The following is a 21,614-nucleotide window of genomic DNA, read 5'->3' as shown; positions in this document are numbered from 1 at the left end:
TCAGCGGCCCTTGGGCACCAGCCGCACGGAGAGGGTGGTGCTGAGGAAGAACGTCAGCGTCGAGGCCAGAACCAGGAGCAGCGCCGGGGTCCAGGAGCCGGTGGCGTTGTGCACGAAACCCACAAGGGGCGGCGCCACGGCAGCGAAGCAGTAACCGAGCCCCTGGACCGTGGCTGACATCCGGCCCGCGGACACCTGGTCCCGGGCCAGTTTGATGATGGCGATGAAGATGACGGTGATGCCCCCGCCCTGGGCGACGCCGCCGAAGGTGGACCAGAGCCACCACAGGTCCGGCGCGAGCATCAGCCCGCCCGGCACCGTCACCCACATCACTCCCAAGGTGACGGCCGTCGTCGTCGTACTGAAGTATTTGGTGGCGAGGGGCACACCCAGGCCGCCCACGATCGCGAAGATCTGGAACAGGGAGGACCCTGCCCCGGCGGCCGAGGCGGACATTCCCAGCTCGTCGTTGAGGAAGCTGGGCAGCCAGGCGGTCACTGCGTAATAGGAAAAAGCCTGTCCGGCGAAACCTGCTGTCAGCCCGGCGGTAATCCAGCCCGAACCCTTGACCGCCGGATGCTCCTGGCCGCCCGGAACGACGTCAGCCGCGGGCACAAACGCAGTGCGGGCGCCCACAGCCATCGTCCAGAAAATGATGGCCACCACGGCCAGGATGCCGACCGAGGCGAGGGAGATTTGCCACCCCGCCAGCTCGGCGAGGGGCGCGGCCACCATGGACGTCAGGAACGATCCGATGTTCAGGGCCGCCGTGTAGACGCCCATCGCTGTGCCCTGCCGCCGCGGCGAGAAGTCGCGGCGGACGATCAGCGGCACCCCGATGTTGCCGATGGTGATGGCCAGGCCGATCATCACGGTCCCCACGATCACCAGTGCCGGGCCGCCGGCCGAACGGACGATCACGCCTGCCAGCACGCCCAGGATGGTGAGCGTAACGGCGAACTCAGCGCCGAACCGCCGGGCCGTCAGTGACGCCAGCGGGGCGGCGAGCGCAAAACACAGCACCGGGATGCTGGTGAGGAGCCCCAGGACAACCGGCGAAAACCCGAGGTCCGCCTGCATGATGTCCACCACGGGTGCAACGGCTACGAAGGGTCCGCGCAGGTTCAGCGCCAACAGCCCGATGCACGCGAGCAGGATCCAGGATTTCGGGACCCTCGCCATGAGCCGTCCGCTCACGGCATTTCCTGAGGGCTTAAAAATGATTTCATCACCCCCATTGCTATCACGCCCCCACTTGGCTCCGCGCGCGTTGGAGGGGGCCTAGGATGAACATCACGGCCCCGGACCACGGACGAAGGACCAGATATGCAGCAGCGGCTTGCCATCCTTGACGACTACCAGGACGTTGCGCACGGCTTCGCCGACTGGGCTTCACTGGAACAGGCCGGCGTCACAACGTCAGTGTTCCGGGAACCCTTCCAGTCGCCGGATGCGCTGGTGGCAGCGCTTATCGACTGCCGGATCGTGGTGGCGATGCGGGAGCGGACGCCCTTCCCCCGGGCCGTGCTGGAAAAACTTCCTGCCTTGAAACTGCTTGTCACCACCGGCATGGCGAATGCCGCCATCGATGTGGAGGCGGCCAGCGAACTTGGCATCACGGTCTGCGGGACACCCGGCTCGCCCACCGCCGCTCCGGAACTGACCTGGGCCCTGCTCCTGGCACTTGCCCGGAATCTTCCGGCCGAGGAGAACTCCCTGAGGGCCGGAACCTGGCAGACCTCCGTGGGCATCGAGCTCGCGGGCAAGACCTTGGGAATCGTGGGCCTGGGCAAAATCGGGCGGCGGATCGCAGCCTACGGGCAGGCGTTCGACATGGAAGTGCTGGCCTGGAGCCAGAACCTGACAGAGCAAGTGGCTGCGGAGTCGGGCGTCCGGAAAGTCAGCAAGGAGGACCTTTTCAGGAATTCCGACGTCGCCACCTTGCACCTGCGGCTCTCTCCCCGTTCCGAGGGGATCGTGGGCGAGCAGGAACTGCGCCTGCTGGGCCCGGAGGGCCTGCTGGTGAACACGGCGCGGGGACCGTTGGTTGACCAGGACGCCCTGGTCCGGGCGTTGGGCGAGGGCTGGATCCGGGGAGCTGCGCTGGACGTGTTCGACGAGGAGCCAGTCCCCTCGGGCCATCCGCTCCTCAGCGCCCCGAATACGGTACTGTCCCCGCACCTTGGCTACGTCACGCGGGAGAGCTACCGGCAGTTTTACGGGGGCGCTTTCGAGGATGTCAGCGCGTGGCTGGCGGGTTCGCCGGTCCGTGTGATCGGTTCCTGACGCGCTTAGCCGGCCGCCTGGAGGGTTGCCTCAATCGCGGCAGGCGAGAGCACATGTTGGGTGACCATCTGGCTCGCGCCGAGAATGGCCGCCTGGTCACCGGCGATGGACAGGGCGATCCGCAGGTGCGAGGTGGCCAGCGGAAGCGAGCGCCGGTACACCACCTCGCGCACGCCAGCCATCAGATGCTCGCCCACCTGGCCCAGGCTTCCGCCGAGGACGATCACCGAGGGGTTGAGCAGGTTCACCACCGTGGCCAGGACGTCCCCCAGATCGCGTCCGGCCTGGCGCAAGGCCTGGACGGCCAGCGGATTGCCCTCGTTGACCAGCCGCCGGACATCGCTGCCCTTGCTGGCCGGAACGCCCAGCCGGCTGAGTTCTGCGGCTATCGCGGGCCCGGACGCAAGTGCCTCCAAGCAGCCCGTGTTGCCGCAACGGCACAGCACGTTATCACCGCGGGGCACCCTCACGTGGCCAAGATCGCCCGCCGTTCCGTTGGCACCGCGCTGCAGTTCACCGTTGCCGATGATCCCCGCGCCAATGCCGGTGGCTACCTTGATGAACAGGAAATTGCTGTGCTCGGGCCAATGAGCGGCGCGCTCCCCCAGCGCCATGATGTTGACATCGTTGTCCACCAGCACCGGCACCGGCAGCGAACGCTGGACGTAAGTGACGACGTCGAAACCGTCCCAGCCCGGCATGATGGGCGGCTTGACCGGCCGCCCCGTGGCGTGTTCCACGGGACCGGGCAGGCCAATGCCTATGCCGGCAAGCTCGCCGGCTGTCCGCCCGGCCTTGGCGCTGACCGCCAGGCCCTCCTCCACCACACGGTCCAGCACAACCTCCGGGCCGGCTGCCACATCCTGGGCCAGTCGCTGTTCGGCCAGCACCCGCCCGCTGAGATCGGTGACGGCAACGATCACGTGGGTTGCCCCGACGTCGACGGCCAGTACGGCCCGTGCCGCCGGGTTGAAGGCAAAGCGCGACGGCGGCCTGCCGCCACTGGAGTTGGCCTCCCCCGCCGGACCAACCAGGCCGGACAGGAGCAGGGCATCGATCCTTGACGCCACGGTGGAGCGTGCCAGCCCCGTCGTGAGGGCGAGGTCGGCGCGGGTCCGTGCCTTGCCGTCCCGCAGGAGTTGGAAGAGGTCACCGGCACGCGCCAGATTGCCGCCTGAATCGGCTGCAGGCTGGGAGAGGCCGGGGTGCGTGGTCATGAATCATGGATAACACACCAAGCTTCTGCATGTCACGCGGGAAAAGAAATTATCGGTTCAAGCAACTTTTGCTTGACGTCCAGCAAAAGTCGCCTTAGCTTTAGGGGAAATCGTCGTCACTTCAGGAGAGCCCCATGCCGTACTCACTCCAGCTGTACACCGTGCGCAATGCCATTCAGGAGGACCTCCCGGGCACCATCCGGCGGGTCGCCGGGATGGGCTTCACGCAGGTGGAGCCGTACAACTTCGTCGCCACTGCGAAGGAACTTGGCGCTGCCCTGAAGGAAAACGGCCTCACCGCGCCGTCCGGCCACGCACCCCTGCTCAGCCAGGACCAGGATGAAATCTTCGCCGCGGCCAGGGAGTTGGGCATCAGCACGGTCATTGATCCGTTCATCGCGGCCGAGCGCTGGCAGAGCGCTGAGGATATCCAGGCCACAGCGGCCGGACTCAACGCCGCCGCCAAGAAGGGCGCTGACTACGGCATCCGCGTGGGTTACCACAACCACGCCTGGGAGCTGGAGTCCACCATCGAGGGGCGTACCGCGTTGGAGTACTTCGCCGATCTCCTCGATCCTGAACTCGTCCTCGAGGTGGACACGTACTGGGTGGCCGTGGGCGGCCAGGACCCCGTGGACATCCTGGCCAGGCTCGGGGACCGGGTGAAGCTCATCCACATCAAGGACGGGCCGCTGACCACCGACACCAAAGCCCAGCTGCCTGCCGGGAAGGGACAGGTCCCCGTGCTGGACGTCATTGCCGCGGCGCAATCCCTGGAGACCGGCGTGGTGGAGTTTGATGACTATGACGGGGACATTTTTGAAGGGATCGCCGAGAGCCTCGCCTTCCTGAACGCCGCCAATTCTTCCGCAGCCGACGGCGGCAAGGCATGAGCGGCACAGCACCCGCCGGCGCAGGAAATGCAGGCACAGCCTCGGGCCGGGGGCCGGTGGGTGTCGCCGTCATCGGCGCCGGAAACATCAGCAAGCAGTACCTGGACAACCTCACGGTCTTCCCTGACCTCAAAGTCCTTGTCATCGCCGACCTGTTCGAAGAAGCCGCCCAGGCCCGCGCCCAGGAATACGGCATCCCCGAGTGGGGCGGCGTGGAGGCTGCGCTGAACCACCCCGAGGTTGAAATCATCGTCAACCTGACCATCCCGGCGGCCCACGTTCAGGTGGCCACCGCCGCCGTCAAGGCGGGCAAACACGTCTGGACGGAAAAGCCGTTTTCCCTGGACCGGGAGTCCGGCCTCGGCCTGCTGAAGACCGCCGACGACGCCGGGATCCGCCTCGGCTGCGCCCCGGACACCTTCCTCGGCGCCGGGCTGCAGACCGCCCGCCGGATCATTGAACGCGGCGACATCGGCACCCCACTGACCGCCATGACCACGTTCCAGACCCCCGGCCCGGAATCCTGGCACCCCAACCCGGCCTTCCTCTTCCAGTCCGGCGCAGGGCCGCTGTTCGACATGGGCCCGTACTACCTCACCACCCTGATCCAGACGTTCGGCTCCATCCGCAAGGTCGCCGCCGTCGGGTCCAAAGCCAAAGAGGTCCGCGTCATCGGCTCCGGGCCCAAGGCCGGGCAGGAATTCACCGTCGAGGTCCCCACCCACGTCTCCGCGATGGCGCAGTTCGAAAACGGCGCCTCCTCCCACAGCGTCTTCTCCTTCGAATCCCCGCGCGCCCGCATGGGTTTCGTGGAAATCACCGGCACCGAGGCCACACTCTCCCTGCCGGACCCCAACCATTTCGACGGCGACCTCCGGCTCTGGCACGCAGGGGACGAGGCCTGGACCACCGTTCCCGCAACCGGACCGGCGAACGGCCGCGGCATGGGCGTCCTGGACATGGCCCGCTCCCTGCGCGCCGGCGTCCCCCACCGCGCCACCGGCAACCTCGCCTACCACGTCCTGGACACCATGGTCTCGATCACCGAATCCATGGAATCCGGCACGTTCGTGGACGTCACCAGCACCGCTCCCGCATCCCCGGCCGTCCCCGAAAACTGGGCACCCGAAACAGCCACCCTCTAGGAATTGCCCATCTCCAGTGCACAACACTGATGCGGCCCCAGCACTCAGACCCATTTGGCCAAACAGCAAGGAACCACCCTGCACATGAGCACCCCACTTCTTGGAGATCTCTGGTTCAACCGCCCTGCATCGACATGGACGGAGGCTTTACCGCTCGGAAACGGCTCGCTGGGCGCCATGGTGTACGGCGCTGTGGGGACCGAACACCTGCAGATTAACGACAGCACTGCGTGGTCGGGCAGCCCGGCAAGTGAGGCAGTGCCTCCGGTTATTTCCGCTGACGCCGCCGCGGCATCCCTGTCGTCAGCCCGGGCTGCAGTCGCTGCGGGCGACTACCCGGCAGCTGACCAGCAGCTCCGGGGATTGCAGCACCGTTACTCACAGAGCTACCTTCCGTTCGTCGATTTCCATGTCCGGACCGGTGTCACAGGGACTGGCGTGCCAACAACGGAAGGCAATGCCTCGGATTACCGGCGTGCCTTGAATTTGGCAACGGCAACCCACGAAGTCCGGTACTGCACGGACGACGCCTGGGTGACCCAGTGTTCGTACATCAGCCATCGTCACGGTGTGCTGGTGCTGACCATCAGCACAGACCACGCCTCCGGGCTTGATATTTCAACTGCAATGACCTCTCCGCTCCGGATCCTGAGCACTGGGACTACGACGGACACGTCGTTCCTCAACGTCCGGTTACCCTCAGACGTGGAGCCCGCACACGACGCAACCTCGGGGCCGGTGAAATACTCAAACTCCGATGACGGCACGCTGCGCGGCGCCGCCGTGGTCGGCTGGACCCACGACGGCATCCCAGAGGACCACCAGGACGGACTCGCGGCGTCAGGTGTCCACCATGCAACGATTTATCTTGCAACCCAGACCACATTTGTTGGGGTTGGACGAATTCCCTGCGGTGACGCCGAATCCGCACGGCGAAAGGCTATGGAACGGATCAGGACGGCACTGGATCTGGGCGAGCCCGCCCTGCGTACGGCTCACGTGGCGGACTACGGTGCGCTCTTCGACCGGGTGAAAATGTACACGGGAAACGGCCCTGACCTTCCCCTTGACGAACGCTTGTACCGTGCCAACAATCACCCCGGGGGCGTGCTCGCAGCGGACCCAGCTCTGGCAGGGCTGCTTTTCACGTTTGGCAGATACCTGCTCATCTCGTGCTCACGGCCCGGGGGAGTCCCGGCGAACCTGCAAGGCATCTGGAATGATTCCCTCCAGCCGCCGTGGAGCTCGAACTACACCACCAACATCAACCTGCAGATGAACTATTGGCCGGCAGAGGTTGCGAACCTGTCCGAATGCGCCGCTCCCCTCTACGACCTGATCGACGCCCTCACGGTCACTGGCAGCGAGACTGCCCGGCGGCTGTACGGCGCACCCGGTTGGGTGGCTCACCACAACACTGACATCTGGGCATATTCCCAGCCGGTCGGACTCGGAGAGCACGACCCGAAGTGGGCGTTTTGGCCGATGGCAGGGCCGTGGCTGGTCCGCCACTTGTGGGAACACGTCCTGTTCGGGGCTGACGACGACTTCGCCCGTACGCGGGCGTGGAACCCCATCCGTTCCTCGGCGCAATTCTGTCTGGCCTGGCTTCAGGAGCAACCCGACGGCACCTTGGGCACGTCCCCCTCGACGTCCCCGGAAAACCAGTTCGTCTCCAGCCAGGGGATAGTCTCCTCGGTGGGGGCATCATCAACCCTGGACCTTATCCTTGTCTCGGATGTGCTGAAGATGGTGACCTCCCTTGCCGCCCGGCTGGGTGTGGTTGGAGATGACGTTGTAGCGGCCGCCGCTGCGGCCATGCCCCGCATTCCAGGGCCTGTGCCAGGGCAGATGGGAATGGTCCCGGAATGGGTAGCGGACCATGCCCAGGCTGAGCCGCAGCACCGGCACATGTCTCATCTGTTCTTCCTGTACCCGGGCGACACCGCCGTGGATATGGATCTGGCGGCTGCGGCCGCCCGCAGCCTGGACGGACGCGGCGATGAGTCAACGGGATGGTCGCTGGCGTGGAAGCTGTGCCTGAGGGCCCGGCTGGGCCAGCCCGACAAAACAGCAGATCTCATCCGGCTCTTCTTTCGTGACGCGGGCACCGGCCAGGGGCCGTTTGCAGGGGGTCTCTATGCCAATCTGTTTGCCGCCCATCCTCCTTTTCAGATCGACGGTAACTTTGGCTACGTTGCTGGTGTGGCGGAGTGCATTCTTCAAAGCCACCGAGGAGAAATTGAGCTGCTGAAGGCGCTTCCCCCGGAGCTGGCCACGGGTTCGGTGTCCGGTCTGGTTGCACGCCCCGGAGTGGACGTTTCGGTGAACTGGACACATGACCCGGACGGACGGGTGCATCTTGGGCATGCCACTCTACGGGCGCGGCACGAGGGCGCCGCAGGTACACAGCTGGTCACCTTCCGGGGCAGCACCATCGAGGTGGCCTTGCCGTGGAGTCCGAATGAAGCGGACTCCGCGGTGGTGCTGCTCTCGGCAGAAAGTTTCCGCCATGCCGGCAAGCATTTCGGTGATCCGGCCGTGACTGCGGGGATTTAGCCCAGCTCGCCGGTTCCCGCGACGGCGAGGGGGAGGATGCGGGACCAGAATTCCTCAGGAATGTCCCACCCGGCCAGGCGGGCCGTTTGGCCCACCCGGTCGGGTGAAGACATGCCCACAATCGTCGAGGTTATCCTCGGATCCCGGGTGGAGAATTGAAGTGCCGCGGCGGCCAGTGGCACCGAATACTCGTGGCAAAGATCCTGCATCTCCCGGACACGCTCAATGATCTGCCGGCTCGCGGGACGGTAGCAGTAGTTTGGTGCAGCATCCGGGCCCTTGACCAGCATTCCCCCGCCAAAGGGCGCAGCGTTGACAAATGCCACACCGCGGGTTTCCGCCTCGCGCAGGAGCGGCTCTGCGCTCTGATCAACCAGCGTGTACCGGTTGTGGCTGATAACCACGTCGAACACGTCCGTGGCCAGATATTTCAGCTCGAGATCGATCGGGCCGCCGGCAACACCAAGGTGTCCAATGATGCCCTGATCCTTCAGCTCAATCAGGGCTTCGAGGGGGCCGCCCGCTGCAACACCGTCCTCGAAGGAGATCTTCTCAGGATCGTGAAGATACACCAGTTGGAGCCGGTCCAGACCGAGACGTTCGAGGCTTTCCTCAACTGACCGCCGGACCCTCTCGCCTGAAAAATCCGCGGTGCCCGGGACCGGATCCACTTTGGTGGCCAGCACAAACCCATCAGGCAGGCCACCCGCCACGGCCAACGCCTGCCCGATCCGGAGCTCGCTGCCGCCCCCATTGCCGTATTCGTTGGATGTGTCGATGAAGTTATAAGGACCATCCAGGGCACGAAGAATGGTCGCCACGGCCACGTCCGTCCCGTGCGGGGCCGGCGGGCTGCCCAAAGAGCTGGTGCCCACACAAACAGCGGACACAGAGTATCCGGTGCGGCCAAGAGCCCGGGGTGCGTTCATTTGCCGGTCTTCAGCCAGAAGGTGAACCTTGCGATGGGGGATGGCGTAAGAGTCATGCTGCGTCCTTGCATTCAGTGTTCCACCGTGGGCCGAGTTAGTTTATTGCCTGAACTATATTGGCCCGTCTGGCTGGGGTCAATAGGGGCCAAGCAGCGAAAGGCGGCTTTGGTTTTTCATAGGCATAACGCCTAGCCCCGACGCAACAAACGGCGGCCGCCCCGAGGGGGACGGCCGCCGTCGTTCATTCAATTACTAAGCGGGCAAGGCACCCACCTCGTTGCTTAGGACGCCGAAGATGCGGTGGTGTAGGTCTGCTGGATCACTGAACCCCAGTACGGGCCGTACATCTTGGTGGATTTACTGCCGTAGCCGTAGCTGTTCACGGAGTTCTGGTAACCGCTGGAGCTGGCGCCGACGAACCACGGGCCGCCTGAGGAGCCGCCGGTCATGTTGCACGGGATGCCCTGGGAGTTGAACTGCGGGTTGTAGGGATCGTTCGTGGCCGTGCCGGTGCAGCTCTTCAGGGATTCCCCGTTGAACGGCGAGGCTGCGGGGTAGCCGAATGCCTTGTAGGCGAGGCCGCGGGCCGCGTTGAACTGCACGCCGGAGGCTCCGACGACGTCGGCGAGGTTGCGGCCGTTCAGCTGGGACATGACGGCGAACCCGGTGTCATACTGCATGCTGCCTGAGGAGCTCCACTGGGTGGGGGCGTAGAGGGCCTTGGCCGTCCACTGGCCGTAGGGTGCAGCGCCGTTGAGGTACGCGGGAACAAAGGTGAACCGCGTTGCAAAGGCGCCGGGGCCTTCGTTAAGGCAATGCCCGGCGGTGGAAACGGTGTTTTTGTTGGTAGAGACCACCGAGTTTGCCGAGCAGACGTAGTTTGCCCCGCCCAGGGTGAAGAACACCTTGCCGATATGCGGAACGGGGCTTTCGCTGGCGTTGGCCTTCTGCTGGACCTGCGGCGACGAACCCTGGACCTTGCTCTCCGGTGCCGTCGCCTCACGTTCTGCGACGGCGGGCTTGTTGGCCTTCTGCCGGTCAAGCGCCTTCTTCGCCAGGACATCGCCGGGGATGGCGGCGCGCATCCGGTCCGCCGTCCAGTAGCCTGCGTCCGCGGAGGCTGCGACATTTGAGCTGCTGACGCCTCGCGATTCCTCGTTTTCCGGCGCGGGGGGTGCAGCGTTTGCTCCTCCCGCCGAGCAAAGGGCGAGCAACGCGGCTGTGGAGAGGCTCAGAAGGCTTGTGGCCAGAGTCCTGGTAATTGTCATAGTCATCCTCTTCGAACGCATAAAGCGGATCTAGATGTGATCCGCTGGGGATGCTAAGAATTTAGCCGCGTATGACAGGTTTGTAAATAAGTTAACTGAACTTGTTGTGTTGCTTAAACCAAAAGATCCGGCCGGTGCAGGCACCGGCCGGATCTTTCTGACTTCTCGGAATTAGTCCACGTGGTTGGACAGTGCCACCAAGACGCCAGCGGTGGCAAAGTACTTGTTGCTGCCGAGATCCCGGATCGTCTTGATTCCCAGCCCGGCGAGGAGTTCGGCGTGCTTTTCCGTGAGGCCGGCAAGGGCCGACGGCGGAGCGTCGAGGACTTCCTCCAAGCTCAAGTTCTCGTAGTTCTTGTCGAGTTTCTTGCCCAGCTCAATTGAAACGGCCATGATCATCCTTTTCTCGAACGAACAAACAGACATAACCCGGCAGCGTCGCCGGATCGTCAGGGTCCGGGACGTCCCGGGCCTCTGTTGGCAAGGCTAGCCCAGGGTTTGGCGCCGGGGGCGGTATTCCGGGCCTTTTCTCCGGGCGTTCCGCGTTCAGCCCGCCCCCGAAACAACACGCCGGGCCGCGAATCCCGTCAGTACGGCCACTGTGGCGGCCATCAGCAGCCCGGCCAGCAGGTAGACGGCGAACAGAATCGGCACAGGAGTAGTTTCGTCGATAAACGGGGACGGTGCGAGGGTCCACAGGAGGCCGACAGCCCACGCGCCGGCCAGAACCAGGGCAGGATAAACGACGGCGGCTGGTGCGGCGTAGAGGGCTAGCGAGCCGCCGGCGATCGCGGGAATGGCAAACCCTGCGGCCTCCGCAAGGGTCACGGACACAAACCAGCGGCGGAGGAAGCTGTCCCGCACCACCTCCGCAGCCCCCGGTGTCACAAGGTGCGGTCCACTGCCGCCAGGATGGCCTGGGCAAGCTCGGCCGGTTTGGTGAACTGGGGCCAGTGGCCGGTAGGCAGGTCCACGAATTCGACGTCGCGGATGCGGGCCAGTTCGGCCGTGAAGGGGTGGCCGGCGTCGATCCATTCCTGCAGCAGCGAGGACGGGAACTGGCAGGCGATCACCGTGGCGGGTACCTCGTACCTGCGGACATCGTGCAGACGCTGTTTGCCGTAGGCCACGCCCTTGGGTTCGGGGATGGCACGGGCGCGGAACACCATGCGGAGATCCTCCGTGAGATCCACCAGGTCGGCATCCTCGAAGCCATCCCAAGGCGGGAAGGGGACGTCGTCGCCGTCGGCCGGCAGTTCATCATTGATGACGCCCCCTTCGCCCAGGGGCCCGCTGTCCACGTAAATGTTCCGCGCCACGCGGTCAGGCCGTGCGTCCGCCACCCCGTGGATGACCGCACCGCCACCGGAGTGCCCCACCAGCACCACCTTGCCCTCGAGGGCGTCCACCGTTTTCACGACGGCGTTGATGTGGTCCTTGAGGGTGATGCCGGCACGTTTTGCATCCTTCGATTCAAGGCCAGGGAGGGTGAGCGGATGGCAGGTGTGCCCTGCAGCCTCCAGGGCGGGGGTGACCTCCTCCCACGACGAGGCGTCCAACCAGAAACCGGGTACCAGGATGATGTCCATGACGGCACCCTACTCCGCGGCACTGACAGCGGGTAGGGCCGGGCGTACGGGTTCGCGCCGCAGCCTGCGAGCCAGCAGACTGTCCTCATGGAGTGGACGCGTGTGAAGGACTGGCTGATCGGTGCTGCTGGGATGGTCGTTGTCCTGGGGGTTGTGCTTGCGGTCCTTTGGTTGGTGGTGAGCGCTCCTGCCGGTGGGGGCGAGGCGGGGGCTGCTGGGCCGTCGCCGTCTCCGTCGATGGGCGCCGAGACTGATGCAGCGCCTCCGGCGGACCTGCGTGAGGACGAGGTGTGGCTCGCCGACCTTGAGCTTGAGGCAGGAACAGTGGTGGCCGCGGGCTCGACGCTCCGCGACGTCCGGGCTGTCGGGCAGGAGGTGGTTACCGGGCCGGAGGGGCTGGTCGCCGCAAGGCTTTCAGTGGACGCGACGGTGCCGTTCGACGTCGTCGCCGGTGAGCTCGGTGGCGGGACGGTGGTCCGGGCCGCTGGCGGCGGCCAGGCCGCCGTCGTTCGCACTGTGGAGGCCCTTGGCCGGGAACTGCGCGTGACCGCGACCGGCACGGTGGAGGTGGAATCCGGCAGGCTGGTTGTTGAACCGCGATCCATCGATTTTGGTGGGCCGGACTTCCTCTCGGACGCCGTCGGCGCAGTGGTGCGGGGGCTGGTGACCATCGAGCACGAGATTGAGGGCCTACCCGAGGGCCTGGTGCTTCAGGACGTCTCCGTCCAAAGCGACGGCTTCCGTGCCAATCTCCGGGGCGAGGACGTCAAGCTGGTTCCGTAGCTTCCGATGGACCCGATTCCGTTGTCCGCCGCAACCGGGACGCCCGGGGTGCCGTGGCTGCGGCGACCACTCCGAGCAGGACGATCAGGGCGGCAATCTGCTGCCAGCCGCCGTCGAACACGTCCAGCTTTGTCGACGCGGAGGCGTTGAAGGAGGCGTGCAGCAGCCCTACGATGAGCAGGCTGTAGCCCGTGCCCAGGTAAGCGAGTCCCATAAGTAAGCGGAAGAACGGGGCAAGAACGAACAGGACCGCCCAGGTGACCGCGACGTCGGTCCAGGAGGTGCCGGAGAAGCCCCGCTCGGAGAAAGCGAAGGGCAGGTGGATCAGTGCGAACGGGATGGCTGTCAGTAAGGCGGCCTTGGCAGGTCCGTGCCTGTCAATGAGCCGGTGCTGCACCACACCGGTCCAGGCGAGCTCCTCCCAGATGTTGGCCAGCAGGGCGCCGATGATCACGGTGTTCAACAGGTAATTACCGAGTTGGGGCAACCAGCCGCCACCGGGCGGGTGCGAGGTTCCGGTGACCGCTGCAATGAGCACCGTGAGCGCGGGAAGGGCCAGCACCGCTGCTACGTACCAGCCGGGGGAGACCCTCCAGCGGAACGCCCGGCGGAACAGCTCACGCACGGCTGGCCGGCCATCCGCGGCGGCGGTGACCAGGGTGGCCGTTCCCAACAGGATCAGCAGCTCGGCGAGGATCCCCGGCAGGATGTTACCCACCAGCACAAGGGCGAGGATCTGCGCTGCCCAGGACAGCGGGATGGCGATGACCACGAAAGATGTCACCGGATGCCGTTTGATGACGGACGGGAGGGTGGTGGGGGTGCCACGCGAGTTCATCGGGAGTACCGCCGTTCCGGGGTTCCGATAGGAAGGGCGCCGCAGCGTATGCCGCCACGTGCCGCAGGATCGCTGAGCCGCTGACGTGGGAATCAGCACCATTATCTGCCGCCGGAACGCCGGCGACAAGGGGATGCAGGTCAGCACTCGTCGGCGAATACGACGGCGGCGGGAGAGGGACTGGCCATCCCGGCGCCGAGGATCCATAATGGTTAGCAGGACTAATTAGCATTGCTAACTATCGTCCGGGGCGGGGGCCCCGCGACGGTAATGAAAGGGATGAACGCCATGGCCAGCCCGGTCGCCAGCGAGCAGGACAGCATCCAGCCGGATACTTTGGCAATCGACTTAAGGACAGCGGTGATGCGTACGTCCCGCCGCCTGCGCATCGAGGCAACGGGGGATGTCATCACTCCGGGCCAATACACCGTCCTGGCGCACCTCCGGGTGAAATCCCAGACCCTCCGCGAACTGGCCGACCAGGAACACGTGCAGGCCCCGTCAATGACACGGATCGTCAACGCCCTCACAGATCAGGGATTCGCGTCACGATCACCCCATCCGGAGGACGGCCGCCAGATCCGGGTCAGTATCACCCCGGCCGGGGAGGCCGTGCTCGCCGAGGCCCGCAGCCAACGGACCGCGTGGCTGGCCCAACGCGTCGCCCGGCTCAGCGACGAGGACCGCCGCACCCTCAGCCGCGCCGCCCACATCATGCAGGAACTGAGTGCCCGATGAGCGCCATGTTCCAGGCACTCGAAAACCGCAACTACCGGTTGTGGGCTGGCGGGGCGCTCGTGTCCAACATCGGAACCTGGATGCAGAGGATCGCCCAGGACTGGCTGGTGCTGACCGTCCTCACAAACAACTCCGGCACCGCCGTCGGCATCACCACGGGACTTCAATTCCTCCCCATGCTGCTGCTTGGTCCGTACGCGGGAGTGCTCGCAGACCGCTACCGGAAACGCGTGATCCTGCTGTGGACGCAGACGGCCATGGGTCTGGTCGGGCTCATGGTGGGCATCTTGGTGCTGACCGGGACGGCGCAGTTGTGGCAAGCCTACGTCGCGGCGCTTTGCCTCGGCCTGGCCAGCGCCATTGATGGACCGGCCCGCCAGGCGTTCGTCTCCGAAATGGTGGGTCATAAACACATAGCCAATGCGGTGGCACTGAACTCTGCCTCGTTCAACACGGCGCGGCTCACCGGTCCCGCGATCGCAGGCCTGCTCATCGCGTGGATAGGCACAGGTCCGGTGTTCCTGCTCAACGCGGCCAGCTTCGCCGCCGTCATCCTCTCGCTGTGGCGGATCCGGACGTCGGAACTGGCACCTTCCGAGCCCGCAGTCCGGGGCAAGGGCCAGGTCTCAGAGGGCCTGCGCTACGTCCGGCAGCGTCCGGACCTGGTGCTTATCCTCGTCATGGTGGGGATCCTCGGGGCCTTCGGCATGAATTTCCCCATCATTAACGCACTGATGTCCACTGCGGAATTCGGGATGGGTGCGGGTGAATTCGGGCTCCTGGGGTCCGTTATGGCCGTTGGGACTTTGGCAGGAGCGCTGCTTGCGGCACGCAGGTCCGGTCCGCGGCTGCGGTTTCTGCTCGGCGGCGCTGTCGGGCTGGGCCTGTTTACCCTGATTGCGAGCGTATCGCCGTCGTTCTGGCTTTACGCAGCGGTCCTTATTCCAGTGGGCTTGGCCGCCATCACGTTCCTGAACAGCTGCAACACCAGCATCCAGCTGTCCGTGGATCCACAGTTCCGGGGACGCGTTCTGGCCCTCTACCTGGCAGTCCTGCAGGGCGGCACAGCCCTGGGGGCGCCATTGATGGGGTGGATCGGTACAGACTTCGGGGCGCGCTGGTCCGTAGCAGTTGGCGGGGCGGTGGTGCTGCTGACCGGGCTTATTTCGGTGATTGTGGTCAGCCGGAGGAGCAGGCTGACATTTCCGCAGCAACTGAGGGCTGTAGTCGTCCGGAAGCGCTCACGAGGTGCTGCGTAACATAAACGATGCCGCCGGTGCTTATGGCGGATATACCGGCGGGTAATGACGAAATGGACGCAGTCTGCCTTGGAGAGCTGGCGAAAACACCTCTCCAAAACATGGTGGCAGGGATTTCCGAGTAATAAAACCCTGACTCTTCCCCCTTTTCAAGGACCCCAGTATTCTTGATTCCACGTCCCTCCCAACGAACATAATGGCGGACGGAAGCTGATCACCTGAGAGTCCACAGACCGGCACGAGGGTCTTGAATCCGGCGCTCAATCTAAAGTGCCCCTCTGCATCTGACGTGAATCAGCAATCACTCACAGCACCCTTCACCAAATGAACCGGGGGAAGTAAAAGGTTCATTGTCTTGGTGCGGGGGCTGGCACCCTCAAGCGCGGTGCCTCTTACGCACCGAACAGGCTTGGGAGAAAACCGTAGACAGGCGTGTCAACAATGGAGTGGACCGCCCAATGACGAGTTGTGCCCACTCATCCTGCGCTCCTGTTCCTGCGGATTTTCGATCATTCGATTACGCAAGGAATATTCAAATGAACAAAGCATCCCGCCTCTTTGGCTCCGTTGCACTTGCAGCAGGTCTGACCCTCGGCGGTTCAGTGACAGCCGGCGCAGCCTTTGCTGACGGCGGTTCAAGAGATGACCACCGCTCGTCCCATCACCATGATCGCGACCGGGACGGCGACCGCCATCGCTACGATACGAGCGGTTATGACTACTGGGGCTACGACAACAGGGGTTACAACCGGCATGGGTTCGACAAGAACGGCTACGACTGCAACGGTTACGATCGGCACGGCAAAGACCGGTACGGTCACCACCGCAATCACCATGCCTGGTACACGGACCGCTACGGAAATGTTCGCTACATCATCTACATCCTGAAGTAGTGATTCCAGGTTGGCAGCGCCCGGTGAACCCGGCCGGGCGCTGCCAAACCCCGCCGAAAACCATGTCCCCCTCAAGCGGTTCTCAGTAAACTGGACCCCATGACCGAGCACGAACCGGCCCCTTCCACGGCCGCGGAGGCTCCCGCCGCCGTCGACACTTCTGTGCGCAGCCCGGCGGAGCGGTCCCGCACCTTCGCGGGCATCCTGGTGAACACCGGCGTCGCCAACATCACCACCAGTTACCTGTGGTTCGCCCTGACCTTCTGGGTGTATCTGGAGACGCGGAACGTGATAGCCACCGGGGTGATCGGCGGCGCGTACATGCTGCTGATTGCACTCTCCAGCATCAGCTTCGGCACCTTCGTGGACCGCTACCGCAAACTGGCCGTGATGCGATTCGCCGCCGGCTTCACCCTGGTGATGTTCGTGCTGTCCGGGGTGTTGTTCCTGCTGACGCCACCCGCCATGATGCTGGACCTCACGCAGCCGTGGTTCTGGGTCCTCACCGTGATCATCCTGATCGGCGCGGTGGTGGAAAACATGCGCAACATCGCCCTGTCCACCACCGTCACCATCCTCATCGAGCCGGACCGCCGGGACAAGGCAAACGGGATGGTGGGCATGGTGCAGGGCCTGATGCTGATCGTCACCTCGGTGCTCTCCGGGCTCTCGGTCGGGTTGCTGGGGATGGGCTGGACGATCGTTGTCTCGTTGGTGCTCACGGCGCTCGCCTTCGCACACCTCCTCACCCTGCGCATGCCGGAGGAGGTGCAGGCAGCCGCTACGGACGCGCACGGCGGATTCGACCTGCACGGCTCCCTCGCCGCAGTACTGGCAATTTCCGGCCTGTTCGCGCTGATCGTCTTCTCCACGTTCAACAACTTCATCGGCGGCGTCTACATGGCACTGATGGATCCCTACGGCCTGGAGGAGTTCCCTGTGGAGCTCTGGGGGACTTACTTCGGGGTCGCTTCCACCGGGATTCTCGTGGGCGGGGCGCTGATCGCCAGGTTCGGGCTTGGGCCCAACCCCCTGCGTACCTTGCTCGTCGCCGTGATTGTGCTAGGGGTCCTGGGGGCGGTGTTCACCTTGCGGGAATGGGCGTGGCTGTACATCGCGGGCATCTGGCTGTACCTGGTCCTGGTGCCCTTTGTGGAGGCCGCCGAGCAGACCGTCATTCAGCAGGTGGTGCCGCTGCCCCGGCAGGGCCGGGTGTTCGGCTTCGCCATGGCGTTCGAGTCCGCGGCAGCGCCGGTCACTGCCTTCCTCATCGCCCCGATCGCCCAGTTCTGGATCATCCCTTATGCGAGGACGGCCGACGGCGCCGCGCAGCTGGAACCGCTGCTGGGCGAGGGCGTCTCCCGGGGGATCGCCCTGGTGTTCCTGGTGGCCGGGATCATCATGATCATCGCCGCGCTGCTGGCATTCCTCACCCCGGTTTACCGCCGGCTCTCGGCGTCATATGCCCAGACGGCAGCTGAGGCGGCGGAGAACCGCGCGACGGCGGAACCCTAGCCAGCCTGCGCGCGCCTTAGCCCGAGCGCGGCGGGGCGGTGCTGCCACGCACCACCATTTCTGTGGCCAGTTCCAGGGCAGCCGGTGTGGCCGGCCGCTGCTGGTCGAACTGTTCCGTCAGCATGCTCACGGCCATGGATGCCAGCTGGGCGAGAGGCTGGCGGACGGTGGTCAGGGGCGGTGAGGTCAGGGCCGCCTGTGCAATATCGTCGAACCCCACCACGCTCAGATCCGCCGGAATCTTCAGCCCGCGCCCCGTGGCTGCGTTCATTACGCCCAGGGCCTGCAGGTCATTGGCGGCGAAGATCGCCGTCGGAGGCTCCGGCAGGTCAAGGAGTTCACCGCCGTGCCGGACTCCGGCCTCGATGCTGAAGTCGCCGTCGCGCACCAGCTCCGGCAGGACCGGCAACCCTGCTTCGTGCAGGGCGGCGGCATACGCGGCATACCGCGCGCGGCTGTGCCCGGACCCGTGCCCCCGGCCGGTGATGGTGCCGATCCGGCGGTGGCCCAGTTCCAGGAGGTGGCCCACCGCGGACAGGGCTCCGGAGAACGACGCCGGGCTGACGCTGGGGATGGTGAGACCCTCCGTGCTTTCGGGGTCAACAGCCACAGCGGGGATGTTGAGGCTGCGGAGGGTGGTCACCAGACGCGAACCGCGGCGCGGAGCCAGGAGCACCACGCCGGCCAGCCGGTTGGCGGACGACTCCCGGAGCTTCCGCCAGGACTCGGCCGTGGCGTGCTCCGCCCGCGTGTAAACGACGGAGTAGCCAAGCCTTGCGGCGGCCTCCTCCGCCCCGGCCATGATCTCCAGCACCCACGGCGAATCGAAGTTATTGACCACCAGCTGCAGCAGCCCCGGCTGGTCCGCAGGCACGTTCCGCTTGGTGTAATCCAGCTCCTCCAGGGCCTGCCGGACCTTGGCTCGCGTGGCTTCGGAAACGTGCGCCCGCCCGTTGAGGACCTTGGACACAGTGGGGACCGAGACGCCTGCCGCGGCGGCCACATCTGCGATCTTGGGGCGCGGAGTGGCGGTCAACAGAGCAGTCCTTGGGGTCATCGGGAAGCGGCGGCGAGATGCGCTGCGAATGCCCGGCGGACCGGCGCAGTCTCAACCCGCACGGGACCAACGATAACACTGCCGCTTTGCGGTGATCCCAGCGGCGAAGCCGTGAAGATCCCCAGTTCCGCGCCTATCCATTTGCCTTCCACCACCTCGAAGTTCCACCCCTGGACTTCCCAGGGGTCAGCCCGCCCGGCACGCCAGGCGAACGTGGAGCGCGGGGTGCCGTCCGTGCGGATCTGCAGTTCAATCCGCGGGCCCGCCAACGGGACCGGCCTGCCGAGCGGCAGCTCGTTCGGGGAGTCGCCGCCCGTGCCGCTTCCCAGGATGTAGCCGTCGGCGGTTTTGATGATCCCGAGCCACGCGTACCGCTGCCCGAGGACGACGACGCCGGCCCGGGTACCTCCCGGGACGCCGTCCAGTTCCAGCGTGGTGGTGAACACGGACGGCGTGCCCGGCAGGATCTGGCCCAGCACGTTGGGCAGTTCGCGAAGGTTCCCGGGATCGTTGGCCTGCGGACAAAGAACCAACTGCCCACCTCCGGGCTGGCGCGACCACGAATCCACAGGGTTTGCCTGCCAGTGCCACTGCGGCCCCAGGCCAGGGGATTCGAAGGTGTCGCCGGCCGGCGGCGCCGCCTCGTCAATTACTGTTCCCGCAGGGTACGGGTGGCTGACTACGGGAGTCCCCGGGCCGCCGTCGTCCGCTGGTGTTCCCATCCACGGCCAGCCGTCCTCGCCCCAGCCCATCGGCTGGAGGTGGACCACCCGGCCGTAGGGACCGCGGTCCTGGAAATGCACGAACCAGTCCTGGCCCTCGGGCGTGGTTACCCAGGCGCCCTGGTGGGGACCGTTGACCTCGGAATTTCCCTGTTCCAGCACCTTGCGGCCCTCGTAGGGGCCGAACGGGGAGCGGGAGCGGAAAACCGATTGCCAGCCCGTGGCCACCCCGCCAGCGGGGGCGAAGATCCAGTACCAGCCATCGCGTTTGTAAAACTTGGGGCCTTCCAGCGTGGTGTAGCCGGGGAGGTCCGTCCCTTTGATCACGTGGGTGCCATTGTCCAGGAGCCGGTCCGCGTCCGGGCTCATGCGGTGGACCGTCAGCCGGTTTTTGACACCAACCCGGCTGTGCGCCCAGCCGTGGACCAGGTAGGCCTCGCCGTCGTCGTCCCAGAGAGGGCACGGATCGATGATCCCGCGCCCGGCGTACAGCAGGTGCGGCGTGGTCCAAGGCCCTTCGGCACGTTCGGCGCTGAGGACGAAGATGCCGTGGTCCGGGTCCGGGTAGAAGATCCAGAAGCGGCCGTTATGGTGGCGCAGAGCCGGCGCCCAGACCCCGCTCCCGTGGCGCACCAGCGAGTAGTGGCTGCCCTGCGGCAGTTCGGCGAGGGCGTGGCCGGCGTGTTCCCAGTCCACGAGGTTCCGCGATTTCAGGACGGGCAGCCCTGGAACCCGGTTGAAGCTCGAGGCGATGAGGTAGTAGATGCCGTCCACCTGCACCGCATCAGGGTCCGGCCAGTCGCCATTGAGGATGGGATTGGAGTAGAGGGGGGTGATCCGGGTTGTCATGGTGTCCTGTCGGATGTGCCGGGGCGGCTGGTTCGTGGGTGGTGTTGGAGAAGGTCAAGGGCGCGGGTTGCCGTGCGCACGGGGCCATCGTGGATCACTGCGTGGAGACTGAGCCTGAGCGGGCGGCTGTGGTCCACGGCCGCTGCATCCGACCAGGCAACCGCGGGTCCTGCCCCCAGGTAGCCCTCGGCCCTGATGAACCACGGGAGTGGGAAATCGGGGGCCTGGGCGAGGACAACGCTGACCGGTGCACCGTCGATCTGCATGGTGACCGAGAGCCACGGTGACCTTGACCCGTGGGTGGCGTCGGCGCCGCTGCCGGCGTCGGACAGGATGTGCGGGTCTCCGGTGCCCCGTGGAAATCTCCAGAAGATTCCGCCGTAGCCCGCGCCTGCCCTGCCCTTCACGGCCGACGACGATACCAGCAGCCGCTCGACGCCCGCCGCCGGGGAGATCACCGAGGTCAGGGAAAGGCTCCAGCTTCCGGCCTCAGGGTGGGTGAAGCGCTCGATGCGCCGCTGCTCAACGGCGAGCTCGTTATCCGATTCCGACCGCCAGGAGATGCTGCCCGCTTCTGTTGAGCCCGCCTCGTTTTCGGATGATTGCCAGCCCAGGGGGAGTTGCCTGCCGTGGTTGGCCAGGAGCATGGGGCCGGTGGCGGCGCTGTAGGTGGACCCGCCCCAGAAGTTGGTTCCGTTGACGTCGGAAAAGGCAACGGACAGGCCCAGGTGATGCGGGTGGTCCGCCGGCCCGGCCTCGGTCACCGTGGCGCCCGCGAGGGAACGCACTGGATGGAGGAAGGGGCGGGGCGAACTGCTGGCGGGCTGCCGCAGGGTGGTGACGTGGTGCGCAAGCTCCTGTCCCGCTTGTGCAGGGCTACTGGGTGCTTCCGCCGGGATCGCGTGGGTGGCCACAGGACCTCCTGGTTGATTGATGACCGGTGATGTGGGGATCAGCATAGCCATCACGGAAAGCTCCGGCAAGTAGTGCAGAAAGTTTCTGTACTCATGTTGTCTGGCGGCTTCAGAAAATTGTGTTGACAGTCACAGTAACTTCTTGATAGAAAACGTTTAC

General features: G+C 65.5%; 20 protein-coding genes. 9 read left to right on the top strand and 11 right to left on the bottom strand.

What is annotated here, in order from left to right; genetic code table 11:
* Positions 1–1,182 (bottom strand): CynX/NimT family MFS transporter, encoded by a 1,182-nt coding sequence (locus ACP7AX_RS15080; RefSeq protein ID WP_426227505.1) that lies wholly within the window; start codon positions 1,180–1,182, stop codon positions 1–3.
* Positions 1,183–1,326: 144 nt separating this feature from the next.
* On the opposite strand from ACP7AX_RS15080, the gene ACP7AX_RS15075 reads away from it, so the two are divergent.
* Complete coding sequence (locus ACP7AX_RS15075) at positions 1,327–2,286, top strand: D-2-hydroxyacid dehydrogenase family protein (protein WP_426227456.1); 960 nt, start codon at positions 1,327–1,329, stop codon at positions 2,284–2,286.
* A gap of 5 nt (positions 2,287–2,291) precedes the next feature.
* On the opposite strand, the gene ACP7AX_RS15070 is transcribed toward ACP7AX_RS15075, so the two are convergent.
* Positions 2,292–3,503, bottom strand: a complete 1,212-nt coding sequence (locus tag ACP7AX_RS15070) for an ROK family protein (protein ID WP_426227454.1) — start codon at positions 3,501–3,503, stop codon at positions 2,292–2,294.
* Between the two features lie 134 nt (positions 3,504–3,637).
* On the opposite strand from ACP7AX_RS15070, the gene ACP7AX_RS15065 reads away from it, so the two are divergent.
* From ACP7AX_RS15065 to ACP7AX_RS15055, 3 genes are all read left to right on the top strand, one after another.
* Complete coding sequence (locus ACP7AX_RS15065) at positions 3,638–4,396, top strand: sugar phosphate isomerase/epimerase family protein (RefSeq protein WP_426227452.1); 759 nt, start codon at positions 3,638–3,640, stop codon at positions 4,394–4,396.
* Entirely contained in the window at positions 4,393–5,541 is a 1,149-nt protein-coding gene (locus ACP7AX_RS15060; protein ID WP_426227450.1) for a Gfo/Idh/MocA family protein, read from the top strand. Before ACP7AX_RS15065 ends, ACP7AX_RS15060 begins: the two co-directional genes overlap by 4 nt.
* An 84-nt stretch (positions 5,542–5,625) precedes the next feature.
* Entirely contained in the window at positions 5,626–8,100 is a 2,475-nt protein-coding gene (locus tag ACP7AX_RS15055; RefSeq protein ID WP_426227448.1) for a glycoside hydrolase family 95 protein, read from the top strand.
* Here the strand turns inward: ACP7AX_RS15055 and ACP7AX_RS15050 are convergent.
* From ACP7AX_RS15050 to ACP7AX_RS15030, 5 genes are all read right to left on the bottom strand, one after another.
* The gene (locus ACP7AX_RS15050; RefSeq protein ID WP_131684170.1) at positions 8,097–9,029 is read right to left on the bottom strand and encodes an aldo/keto reductase; all 933 of its coding nucleotides are present in this window, start codon (positions 9,027–9,029) and stop codon (positions 8,097–8,099) included. The genes ACP7AX_RS15055 and ACP7AX_RS15050 overlap by 4 nt on opposite strands.
* A 281-nt stretch (positions 9,030–9,310) precedes the next feature.
* Complete coding sequence (locus ACP7AX_RS15045) at positions 9,311–10,297, bottom strand: hypothetical protein (RefSeq protein WP_131684171.1); 987 nt, start codon at positions 10,295–10,297, stop codon at positions 9,311–9,313.
* Between the two features lie 171 nt (positions 10,298–10,468).
* The gene (locus tag ACP7AX_RS15040) at positions 10,469–10,690 is read right to left on the bottom strand and encodes a hypothetical protein (RefSeq protein WP_131684172.1); all 222 of its coding nucleotides are present in this window, start codon (positions 10,688–10,690) and stop codon (positions 10,469–10,471) included.
* 153 nt (positions 10,691–10,843) lie between these two features.
* On the bottom strand, positions 10,844–11,185 hold the full coding sequence (locus ACP7AX_RS15035; RefSeq protein WP_426227445.1) for a hypothetical protein: 342 nt from the start codon (positions 11,183–11,185) through the stop codon (positions 10,844–10,846).
* Positions 11,182–11,886: an alpha/beta fold hydrolase gene (locus ACP7AX_RS15030; RefSeq protein ID WP_426227443.1), complete on the bottom strand. Its 705-nt coding sequence runs from the start codon at positions 11,884–11,886 to the stop codon at positions 11,182–11,184. Before ACP7AX_RS15030 ends, ACP7AX_RS15035 begins: the two co-directional genes overlap by 4 nt.
* Before the next feature lie 87 nt (positions 11,887–11,973).
* Between ACP7AX_RS15030 and ACP7AX_RS15025 the strand changes: the two genes are divergently transcribed.
* Positions 11,974–12,669: an LmeA family phospholipid-binding protein gene (locus ACP7AX_RS15025; protein ID WP_426227441.1), complete on the top strand. Its 696-nt coding sequence runs from the start codon at positions 11,974–11,976 to the stop codon at positions 12,667–12,669.
* Here ACP7AX_RS15025 and ACP7AX_RS15020 read toward each other — a convergent pair.
* Positions 12,653–13,507 carry a CPBP family intramembrane glutamic endopeptidase gene (locus tag ACP7AX_RS15020; protein WP_426227439.1) on the bottom strand — a complete coding sequence of 285 codons (855 nt, stop codon included), beginning with the start codon at positions 13,505–13,507 and terminating at the stop codon, positions 12,653–12,655. The genes ACP7AX_RS15025 and ACP7AX_RS15020 overlap by 17 nt on opposite strands.
* A 288-nt stretch (positions 13,508–13,795) precedes the next feature.
* Between ACP7AX_RS15020 and ACP7AX_RS15015 the strand changes: the two genes are divergently transcribed.
* The 4 genes from ACP7AX_RS15015 (at position 13,796) to ACP7AX_RS15000 (ending at position 17,912) form a co-directional block, all read left to right on the top strand.
* Positions 13,796–14,245 (top strand): MarR family transcriptional regulator, encoded by a 450-nt coding sequence (locus ACP7AX_RS15015; RefSeq protein ID WP_131684210.1) that lies wholly within the window; start codon positions 13,796–13,798, stop codon positions 14,243–14,245.
* Entirely contained in the window at positions 14,242–15,504 is a 1,263-nt protein-coding gene (locus ACP7AX_RS15010) for an MFS transporter (RefSeq protein WP_426227437.1), read from the top strand. Before ACP7AX_RS15015 ends, ACP7AX_RS15010 begins: the two co-directional genes overlap by 4 nt.
* Positions 15,505–16,040: 536 nt before the next feature.
* Positions 16,041–16,397, top strand: a complete 357-nt coding sequence (locus ACP7AX_RS15005; protein WP_426227435.1) for a hypothetical protein — start codon at positions 16,041–16,043, stop codon at positions 16,395–16,397.
* A gap of 99 nt (positions 16,398–16,496) precedes the next feature.
* Positions 16,497–17,912 carry an MFS transporter gene (locus ACP7AX_RS15000; RefSeq protein WP_426227433.1) on the top strand — a complete coding sequence of 472 codons (1,416 nt, stop codon included), beginning with the start codon at positions 16,497–16,499 and terminating at the stop codon, positions 17,910–17,912.
* 16 nt (positions 17,913–17,928) lie between these two features.
* On the opposite strand, the gene ACP7AX_RS14995 is transcribed toward ACP7AX_RS15000, so the two are convergent.
* Genes ACP7AX_RS14995 through ACP7AX_RS14985 form a run of 3 tightly spaced genes read right to left on the bottom strand, consistent with a single transcriptional unit; the run spans position 17,929 to position 21,454 of the window.
* The gene (locus ACP7AX_RS14995) at positions 17,929–18,948 is read right to left on the bottom strand and encodes a LacI family DNA-binding transcriptional regulator (protein ID WP_426227431.1); all 1,020 of its coding nucleotides are present in this window, start codon (positions 18,946–18,948) and stop codon (positions 17,929–17,931) included.
* 17 nt (positions 18,949–18,965) lie between these two features.
* On the bottom strand, positions 18,966–20,540 hold the full coding sequence (locus tag ACP7AX_RS14990; protein WP_426227429.1) for a family 43 glycosylhydrolase: 1,575 nt from the start codon (positions 20,538–20,540) through the stop codon (positions 18,966–18,968).
* Positions 20,537–21,454, bottom strand: coding sequence for a PmoA family protein (locus ACP7AX_RS14985; RefSeq protein ID WP_426227427.1), 918 nt, complete (start codon positions 21,452–21,454; stop codon positions 20,537–20,539). Before ACP7AX_RS14985 ends, ACP7AX_RS14990 begins: the two co-directional genes overlap by 4 nt.
* Between the last annotated feature and the right edge of the window lie 160 nt (positions 21,455–21,614).

This window comes from Pseudarthrobacter sp. DSP2-3-2b1, from assembly GCF_049895945.1.
Taxonomy (GTDB): Bacteria; Actinomycetota; Actinomycetes; order Actinomycetales; family Micrococcaceae; genus Arthrobacter.
This window is presented reverse-complemented; position numbering and strand designations above follow the sequence as displayed.

What these genes read in the sequence shown, in the direction of transcription:
- ACP7AX_RS15080 (WP_426227505.1), bottom strand. Translation starts at nt 1,182, where the DNA reads ATGGCGAGGGTCCCGAAATCCTGGATCCTGCTCGCGTGCATCGGGCTG.
- ACP7AX_RS15075 (WP_426227456.1), top strand. Translation starts at nt 1,327, where the DNA reads ATGCAGCAGCGGCTTGCCATCCTTGACGACTACCAGGACGTTGCGCAC.
- ACP7AX_RS15070 (WP_426227454.1), bottom strand. Translation starts at nt 3,503, where the DNA reads ATGACCACGCACCCCGGCCTCTCCCAGCCTGCAGCCGATTCAGGCGGC.
- ACP7AX_RS15065 (WP_426227452.1), top strand. Translation starts at nt 3,638, where the DNA reads ATGCCGTACTCACTCCAGCTGTACACCGTGCGCAATGCCATTCAGGAG.
- ACP7AX_RS15060 (WP_426227450.1), top strand. Translation starts at nt 4,393, where the DNA reads ATGAGCGGCACAGCACCCGCCGGCGCAGGAAATGCAGGCACAGCCTCG.
- ACP7AX_RS15055 (WP_426227448.1), top strand. Translation starts at nt 5,626, where the DNA reads ATGAGCACCCCACTTCTTGGAGATCTCTGGTTCAACCGCCCTGCATCG.
- ACP7AX_RS15050 (WP_131684170.1), bottom strand. Translation starts at nt 9,029, where the DNA reads ATGAACGCACCCCGGGCTCTTGGCCGCACCGGATACTCTGTGTCCGCT.
- ACP7AX_RS15045 (WP_131684171.1), bottom strand. Translation starts at nt 10,297, where the DNA reads ATGACAATTACCAGGACTCTGGCCACAAGCCTTCTGAGCCTCTCCACA.
- ACP7AX_RS15040 (WP_131684172.1), bottom strand. Translation starts at nt 10,690, where the DNA reads ATGGCCGTTTCAATTGAGCTGGGCAAGAAACTCGACAAGAACTACGAG.
- ACP7AX_RS15030 (WP_426227443.1), bottom strand. Translation starts at nt 11,886, where the DNA reads ATGGACATCATCCTGGTACCCGGTTTCTGGTTGGACGCCTCGTCGTGG.
- ACP7AX_RS15025 (WP_426227441.1), top strand. Translation starts at nt 11,974, where the DNA reads ATGGAGTGGACGCGTGTGAAGGACTGGCTGATCGGTGCTGCTGGGATG.
- ACP7AX_RS15020 (WP_426227439.1), bottom strand. Translation starts at nt 13,507, where the DNA reads ATGAACTCGCGTGGCACCCCCACCACCCTCCCGTCCGTCATCAAACGG.
- ACP7AX_RS15015 (WP_131684210.1), top strand. Translation starts at nt 13,796, where the DNA reads ATGGCCAGCCCGGTCGCCAGCGAGCAGGACAGCATCCAGCCGGATACT.
- ACP7AX_RS15010 (WP_426227437.1), top strand. Translation starts at nt 14,242, where the DNA reads ATGAGCGCCATGTTCCAGGCACTCGAAAACCGCAACTACCGGTTGTGG.
- ACP7AX_RS15005 (WP_426227435.1), top strand. Translation starts at nt 16,041, where the DNA reads ATGAACAAAGCATCCCGCCTCTTTGGCTCCGTTGCACTTGCAGCAGGT.
- ACP7AX_RS15000 (WP_426227433.1), top strand. Translation starts at nt 16,497, where the DNA reads ATGACCGAGCACGAACCGGCCCCTTCCACGGCCGCGGAGGCTCCCGCC.
- ACP7AX_RS14990 (WP_426227429.1), bottom strand. Translation starts at nt 20,540, where the DNA reads ATGACAACCCGGATCACCCCCCTCTACTCCAATCCCATCCTCAATGGC.